Genomic DNA, 7,374 nt, shown 5'->3' with positions numbered 1-7,374 from the left:
AAAACCAGGTATCGGATGATAGATACAAGGTAGCAGGTAGCAGCAAAAACTATTACCTAAAGCCTATAATCTGCAACCTAAACCTTATATACAACCTTTAGGGTGGTTTTAGCGGTGGGGCTCACCTGTTCCCATTCCGAACACAGAAGTTAAGCCCACCAGCGCCGATGGTACTGCGAAAGCGGGAGAGTAGGTCGCCGCCAGTTTTTTTTTAAAAGTCTCATACATTCATTTGTATGAGACTTTTTTTTGCTCTAAACCTGAATGATAAACAATAAGTAATAGGTAATGAGCAATAGGTAATAAGTAATTAGCAATCGGCAATAAGTAATTTTGATAAGTGATAAGTGTTAGTTGTTCCAATCAATAAAATGAAGGATTGTCAAAATTATATTATCACTAAACAAAAGCTGTTTTAAGGCTTAGGTTAATATTAAGTTCAGGAAGAGTGAAAACTTTGTAGTGAGTTTTTAAAGTATAATATGTTTATTGAGCTCTAGAGAAGCTACACATTTATGTGCTTTATAATAAAGCGAAGGGATTAAAGTGAATAAAAATAGGTTAAATTAAGTTGATAAAGTAAGTTTCTAATCAATCAGTCAATCAATCAGTCAATCAAAAGAACAAGCTTCTTTATACAGACTAAAACCCTAGCCCAGATAGCAGCGGTTACCCCGCAACAGAGTGGAAAAGTCGAAGGTTTTAGCTTTGCGAAGAAAGGCGTGAGGCGTAATAGAGGATAGCCGGATAAAGCTCCTGAAAAATGTATTTATTTACAGTATGCGCTAGATACTTTTAAGAATCACCATAATAGATATTATTAAATTGTTTAAAGTTTAGAAATTCGTAAATTTGCACCATGATTAAAATTGGCAATATAGAACTGCCGGAATTTCCGCTTTTGTTGGCTCCCATGGAAGATGTAAGTGATCCTCCATACAGACGTCTTTGTAAGATGCACGGTGCAGATTTGATGTATTCGGAGTTTATTTCTTCTGAAGGCTTAATTCGTGATGCAATGAAAAGCAGAAAAAAACTGGATATTTTCGATTATGAAAGACCAGTGGGAATTCAGATTTTTGGTGGTGATGAAGAGGCAATGGCAATGTCTGCGAGAATTGTGGAAACTGTAAATCCTGATTTGGTAGATATCAATTTCGGATGTCCAGTGAAAAAAGTGGTTTGTAAAGGTGCCGGAGCAGGTGTTTTGAAGGATGTCGATATGATGGTTCGCCTTACAAAAGCTGTAGTGAGCTCTACAAGTCTTCCGGTAACGGTGAAAACACGTTTAGGATGGGACAGCAATTCAATCAATATTGATGAAGTTGCCGAACGTCTTCAGGAAACAGGAATCAAAGCATTGACTATTCATGCAAGAACCCGTGGACAAATGTATAAAGGGGAAGCCGATTGGGAACATATTTCAAGAATTAAACAAAATCCTAATATTGAGATTCCTATTTTTGGTAACGGAGATATAGATTCACCCGAAAAAGCTTTAGAATACAAAAATAAATATGCGTGCGATGGAATTATGATTGGTCGTGCTGCTATCGGATATCCTTGGATTTTTAATGAAATAAAACATTTCTTTAAAACAGGTGAAAACTTAGCTGCTCCAACTATTTCAGACAGATTATTGGCAGTGCGTCAACACGCTGAATGGAGTGCTGAATGGAAAGGTGAAAAGTTGGGATTAATAGAAATGAGACAGCATTACAGCAATTATTTCCGTGGAGTTCCTCATTTTAAAGATTTCAGAAGAAAATTTCTTGAAGTATACAGCTTAGAAGAAATGGATGCCGTAATTGATGAAACTAAAGAGTTTTACGCAGAATATCAGGCTCAGCAAGCATAAAATAAACCCATCAGATAATGATGGGTTTTGTATTTTTAAAAAAAATGTGTAGTTAATATCCTTCTGAAGCAGAATCATTTTTTATAAGAGCCAATGCGGAAGAAGTTCCAATCCTTTTAACGCCTAATTTAATCATCTTTTCGGCATCTTCCGGTGTTCTTACTCCGCCTGCTGCTTTTACGGGAAGTTTACCTGCATTATCAAGCATTATTTTGATTCCTTCGAAGGTTGCTCCATTTGGCTTTGCGTTTTCTGTTTGATAAAAACCTGTTGAAGATTTAACGAAAATATTTTTTAAATCTTTTTCATCAAAATTTTCTTCAGCCCAGGTTGAAATATTTTTGGTAATGTCTGCAATTTCTTTATCTGTTAAAGCTGCAATTTCAATAATCCATTTTGCAATTTTTTGATGCTGAATACATAGTTGTGTACATCTTACAAACTCATCTTTTACAAGTTCAAAATTTCCTTTAAGATAAGCTTCGTAATTAATTACAAAATCCAGCTCATCTGCCCCATCATCGATTGCTTTAGAAGCTTGTGTTAATTTTTCATCAATGGTATAAGTACCTTCATGAAAACCAATTACAGTTCCCACAATAACATTAGAATTCTTTTCTTTTAAAAAACTTTTAATTTCGCCTATATAATCTGGTCGGATCATTACCGCAAAAATGTGATGATCTATAGCGTCCTGAGCTAAATCTTTTACCTTTTTAAGAGTTTCTTGTTCAGAAATTCCTGACTGTTGTGGAGTTTTTAAATAAGTTGAATCTAAATATTGAGCAATGTTTATCATGATTACACTTTCAGTTGTCTGTAAATACCTTGTTCCAAAGATATGAAAGTTTCTGTTCTTGTTACCCCTTTCAGCTTTTGAAGTTTGCTTAAAATCTGCATTAAGTGATCATTGTCTTTGCATAATACTTTTAGAAAAATAGTGTAATTTCCTGTGGTATAATGCGCTTCTACAACTTCATTCACTTCCTTTAATGATTTTACCACTTCAGGATAATGACTTGGCTGATCAAGAAACATACCGATGTATGATACTACTTTGTATCCTATTTTTCGTGGGTTCAAAAATGAGATAGAATTCTCTATAACGCCTGCCGATTCGAGCTTTTTGATTCTCTGATGCACAGCAGTGGTAGATATCCCTACTTGTTTAGATATATAGGCCAAAGAACTTTTAGAATTGTCCATCAGCATATAAATAATTTCTTTGTCTAGCTGATCTAGTTGATAGCTGCTATTGTCGTCTGTGTTTTTCATCTTAGTATGTGTTACTTAAATTCAATTTTTTACAAAAGTCACCAAAACCGGAAAATGGTCGCTAAAGCCGCCAAGATATCTCGTTCCTGCATAAGTTCTGAAAGGTCTTCCTTCAAAGCCCCTGTTTTTAGTGCTCATACTTTCAGGGTTAAAAACTTTTGCATCCTGAAATGATAATGATGCATCGGTCTTAAAAAAAGAATCTGACAGCATGATCTGGTCAAACAGTAATCCGGATTTGTAATGAAAGGTAGAATATTTTTTAGTTGAAAACAGCTTTTGAAAAGGATTATGTAAGATCTTTTTCTGTGAATTGTCGTAAAGAATTTTTATTAAATTTTCATCATCCGGGTTTTGATTAAAATCGCCGCACAAAATGACATGTTCATGGTCTTTATCAATAATATTTAAGATCCGGTTTCTAATTTCATTCATAATGAAATTACGCTTAGGCTGATTAATGTCTTTTTCTCTTTTCGAAGGAAGATGAGCTACAAAAACATTCATTATTTCCTCTTTGAATTTTATTTTCGCAAAGAGTACATCCCTCGTCGTGTCATAATTGTCGGGTCTGTTGTCTACAATTTCAAAAAAGAAAGTGATGGCCTCAGAATCTATTATTTCAACTTTAGACTTGTCATATAACAAAGCAACGTCTACCTTTCGTTCATCGAGAGAATTATAGTGTACAATTCCGTATTGGGAGCTGAAAGGATCTAGTTTCACAAGATCTTCCAAAACTTTTTTCCCTGAAATTTCACACAAGCCAATAATGGCGGGTAAAACTCCGTTTTCTTCCTTTATTAAACGAAAAACATGTGCAATTTTTGAAAGTTTAGTTCTGTATTTTCTATCATCCCAGTTTCGTAATCCTGATCTTGTGGGATCAAGCTTATGAATCTGCGGCGGATCGGGCAAAAATAAATTTTCAACATTGTAAAAAGCAAAGAGCTCCATCAACATATTTTTCTGATTATAGCAAAATTTTAAACTAAATTACCATTAAATATATCAAAAATTTGACTAATAAAAAAGACTAAATTAAATTAAATTTTAAAATAATTAGTTATTATAATGATAAATAATTGGTAAATCTACAATATAATTTTCAAATAAAGTCATGTATTAATAAATTGAATTTAATACATGTAAATGTGAAATAAACAGGTGAGAATTCTTTTGAAAGGTAATAAAAATGTAAAATTTTCAGCAAAAGCTATTTATTGCATAAGTTTTTGTTTTATTCTAAAAGATCGGGACGCTTTTCTGTGGTGATTTTTATTGCCTGATCATGTCTCCATTCTTCAATTTTAGCAAAATTTCCACTTAAAAGTATTTTTGGAACATCCAGACCTTTGTAAGATTCGGGTCTTGTATAAATAGGTGGTGAAAGCAAATCATCCTGAAAACTGTCTGTTAAAGCACTTTGCTCATCATTCAAAACTCCGGGAACAAGACGGATAATAGAATCTGCTAAAACACACGCCGCCAATTCGCCACCTGTCAAAACGAAATCTCCTATTGAAATTTCTTTGGTAATATGCAAATCTCTTACACGCTGATCGATTCCTTTGTAATGACCACACAAAAAAATCAGATTATTTTTAATCGATAACGTATTGGCGATTTTTTGATTTAAGGTTTCCCCATCCGGTGTCAGATAAATAATTTCGTCATATTCTCTTTGAGACTTAAGTTCAGAAATACATTTGTCTAAAGGCTCTATCATCATGACCATTCCTGCGCCGCCGCCGTACGGTTCGTCATCAATCTGACGGTGTTTGTTGATCGACCAGTCTCTTAACTGATGAAAATGTACTTCTACAATACCTTTATCAATTGCTCTTTTTAAAATAGAAGTTTGAAACGGACTTACCATTAATTCTGGAAGCACGCTTATAATGTCAATTCTCATTGCTGCGTATTATTTTTTTTGGATGGCGAAATAATCAGACGTAAGGATGAATCTTTATTAAAATAGCTCCACATCCAGTTAAAAAATATCGCCAGTTTATTTCGGACGCTCAAAATAAGCATTAAATGTAAGAACATCCAAAAATACCAGGCAAAAAGTCCCTGAAATTTTATAAATGGTAAATCTACAACGGCTCTGTGTTTTCCGATTGTGGCTAAAGAACCTTGATCTTTATATTCGTATTCTACCCATTCGTTTTTACTTTTCCTCAAAAAGTTTTTCCCTAAATTTTTCGCCTGATTGATGGCAACATTGGCAACCTGAGGATGACCTTGAGGATATTTCGGAGTTTCCATGTAAGCAATGTCTCCGACTGCGTAAATGTTTTCGTAGCCTTTTACTTTATTAAAACGGTCAACAATATATCGATTTCTGACTAAGTTTTCGGAAGGAAAGCCATCCACGACATTTCCTGTAACTCCTGCAGCCCAGATTACGTTATTAGAAGGAATTTCTTTGCCGCTTTTCATGTATACTTTATCCCCGTCATAATCGGTTACGATTTCGCCACTGAGAAATTTCACGCCTAATTCTTTTAAATATTTTTCAGACTTTTCCTGAGCTTCGGGGCTCATTACGGCGAGAGGCTTTTCGGTAGAACTTACAAGAATTATTTGAAGATGATCAAAATTCATATAAGGATAATCGCGCGGAAGAATTTCTTTTTTCATTTCTGAAAAAGCTCCGGCAAGTTCTACTCCGGTTGGTCCGCTTCCCACGATAACGATATTCCAGTTTCCGTCATCACTTCGGCTTTTTTCAAGAATCAGTTTTTCGAAAGTCATCAAGACATGATTTCTGATACCGATCGCTTCTTGGGTGTTTTTCATTCCGAAAGCTTTGCTTTCAAGATCTTTATTTCCGAAGAAATTGGTTTTACAACCTGTAGCAATGATTAATTTGTCGTACGTAAATTCTGCGCCGTCAGTAATGACCTTATTATTGGTGGTATCAATAGATTTTACATCGGTTAAACGAAACTGTGTATTTCTGGATTGCTGAAAGATTTTTCTGAAAGGAAAAGAAATATTGGAAGGCTCTATTCGTCCACAGGCGACCTGATAAAACAGTGGCTGGAACATGTGGTGATTTACTCTGTCGAGAACAATTACTTTTTTATTTTTATTGTTCAGCGTTTTTGCAAGCTGCAATCCCGCAAAACCTCCTCCAATAATGATGATCTTTTCGCGTGTTTCCATAATACACAAATTTACTTATTTTATTTAGTATTTTAGGGCTTAAAAAGTTAGTTTTGCAAAACTTTATGAGCCCTAGAAAGTACACCAAAAAAACTGCCAAAAGCATCCATAAATCGAGACGTAAGAATTATTTTTTGCGACGAAAAATAGTGTTGCTAATATTGATTATTGCACTTATCGGAACGGGTTTGTACCTTAAGCAATCAATCACTTACTATTATGCGCTGTACTTTAATAAATTTACTCATAAGAAGCTAAAAAACAGTGAAAACGAAACTTTAAGAATTCAGAAAATAATCTCAGATAATCTCGATAAAACGTATGGTTTCGACATTTCTCATTATCAAAATAAGAAAGATATAAAATGGGATAGTCTGAGAATCGGAAATAAAACAATTCCATTGGAATTTGTGGTGATGAGAGCAACGATGGGAAACCGAAATGCAGATAAAAATTTTGATGAATTCTGGACTTCTGCAAAAGAACATCATCTTATTCGCGGAGCATATCATTTTTACCGGGCTGATGAAGATCCGGTGATTCAGGCAAACAATTTTTTGGATAATGTAAAGCTGGAAAGTGGTGATCTGCCACCGGTTTTAGACATTGAAAAAATTCCAAAAACAAAATCTAACGAAAAGCTGATTGAAGACCTGAAAGTCTGGTGCAAAATTGTGGAGGAAACATACGGCGTAAAGCCAATTATTTATACTTATTATCATTATTACAAAGACTTTCTGAGAGGAGAATTTGATGATTATCCGATTTGGCTTGCCAATTATAACGATGTTCCGGCACCATCCCCTGAAGATCAATGGGACTTTTGGCAGTTTACAGAAAACGGAATTGTATACGGGATTAATTCTAAAATAGATCTGAATATTTATAATGGCGGAGTTTGGTCATTAAAAAATCTCACATTAGATTAAATTCACGTATTATTGGCTTATGTTGAGAATTTCCTAAAAAATAATCTATAAAGTCATTTTTGCTTTAAAAAATTACAGATATTTGTATAAACTAATATCTGAAAACTCGGCTGCCAATATTTTTGGTAGTTGCTTTTT

The 7,374-nt window shown here is 34.3% G+C and carries 7 protein-coding genes and 1 rRNA gene; 3 read left to right on the top strand and 5 right to left on the bottom strand.

Annotated elements, in window-relative coordinates; translation table 11 throughout:
- Window positions 1–98: 98 nt before the first annotated feature.
- Window positions 99–206 (top strand): 5S ribosomal RNA (rrf, locus tag OH814_RS12135).
- Window positions 207–859: 653 nt separating this feature from the next.
- The gene (gene dusB, locus OH814_RS12130) at window positions 860–1,858 is read left to right on the top strand and encodes a tRNA dihydrouridine synthase DusB (RefSeq protein WP_076562977.1); all 999 of its coding nucleotides are present in this window, start codon (window positions 860–862) and stop codon (window positions 1,856–1,858) included.
- A gap of 52 nt (window positions 1,859–1,910) precedes the next feature.
- Here the strand turns inward: dusB and deoC are convergent, their stop codons facing one another.
- The 5 genes from deoC to OH814_RS12105 form a co-directional block, all read right to left on the bottom strand.
- Window positions 1,911–2,657: a deoxyribose-phosphate aldolase gene (gene deoC, locus OH814_RS12125; protein WP_308828319.1), complete on the bottom strand. Its 747-nt coding sequence runs from the start codon at window positions 2,655–2,657 to the stop codon at window positions 1,911–1,913.
- A 2-nt stretch (window positions 2,658–2,659) separates the two neighbouring features.
- A complete protein-coding gene (locus tag OH814_RS12120; protein ID WP_076562981.1) occupies window positions 2,660–3,133 on the bottom strand; it encodes an Lrp/AsnC ligand binding domain-containing protein in 474 nt (157 codons plus the stop codon).
- A 21-nt stretch (window positions 3,134–3,154) separates the two neighbouring features.
- On the bottom strand, window positions 3,155–4,090 hold the full coding sequence (locus OH814_RS12115) for an endonuclease (RefSeq protein ID WP_083677112.1): 936 nt from the start codon (window positions 4,088–4,090) through the stop codon (window positions 3,155–3,157).
- Between the two features lie 283 nt (window positions 4,091–4,373).
- A complete protein-coding gene (gene trmD, locus OH814_RS12110) occupies window positions 4,374–5,048 on the bottom strand; it encodes a tRNA (guanosine(37)-N1)-methyltransferase TrmD (RefSeq protein ID WP_076562985.1) in 675 nt (224 codons plus the stop codon).
- Window positions 5,045–6,307 carry an NAD(P)/FAD-dependent oxidoreductase gene (locus tag OH814_RS12105; RefSeq protein ID WP_308828318.1) on the bottom strand — a complete coding sequence of 421 codons (1,263 nt, stop codon included), beginning with the start codon at window positions 6,305–6,307 and terminating at the stop codon, window positions 5,045–5,047. The genes trmD and OH814_RS12105 overlap by 4 nt, the downstream gene beginning before the upstream one ends.
- 65 nt (window positions 6,308–6,372) lie before the next feature.
- Here OH814_RS12105 and OH814_RS12100 point away from each other — a divergent pair, with 65 nt between their 5' ends.
- A complete protein-coding gene (locus tag OH814_RS12100) occupies window positions 6,373–7,236 on the top strand; it encodes a GH25 family lysozyme (RefSeq protein ID WP_308828317.1) in 864 nt (287 codons plus the stop codon).
- The last annotated feature ends 138 nt before the right edge of the window (window positions 7,237–7,374 follow it).

Origin of the sequence: Chryseobacterium sp. CFS15 (genome assembly GCF_031118795.1) — a bacterium.
In the GTDB taxonomy this organism is placed as follows: Bacteria; Bacteroidota; Bacteroidia; order Flavobacteriales; family Weeksellaceae; genus Chryseobacterium; species Chryseobacterium indoltheticum.
Note: the sequence above shows the minus strand (reverse complement) of the source record. Positions and strands in the feature narration are given on the sequence as shown.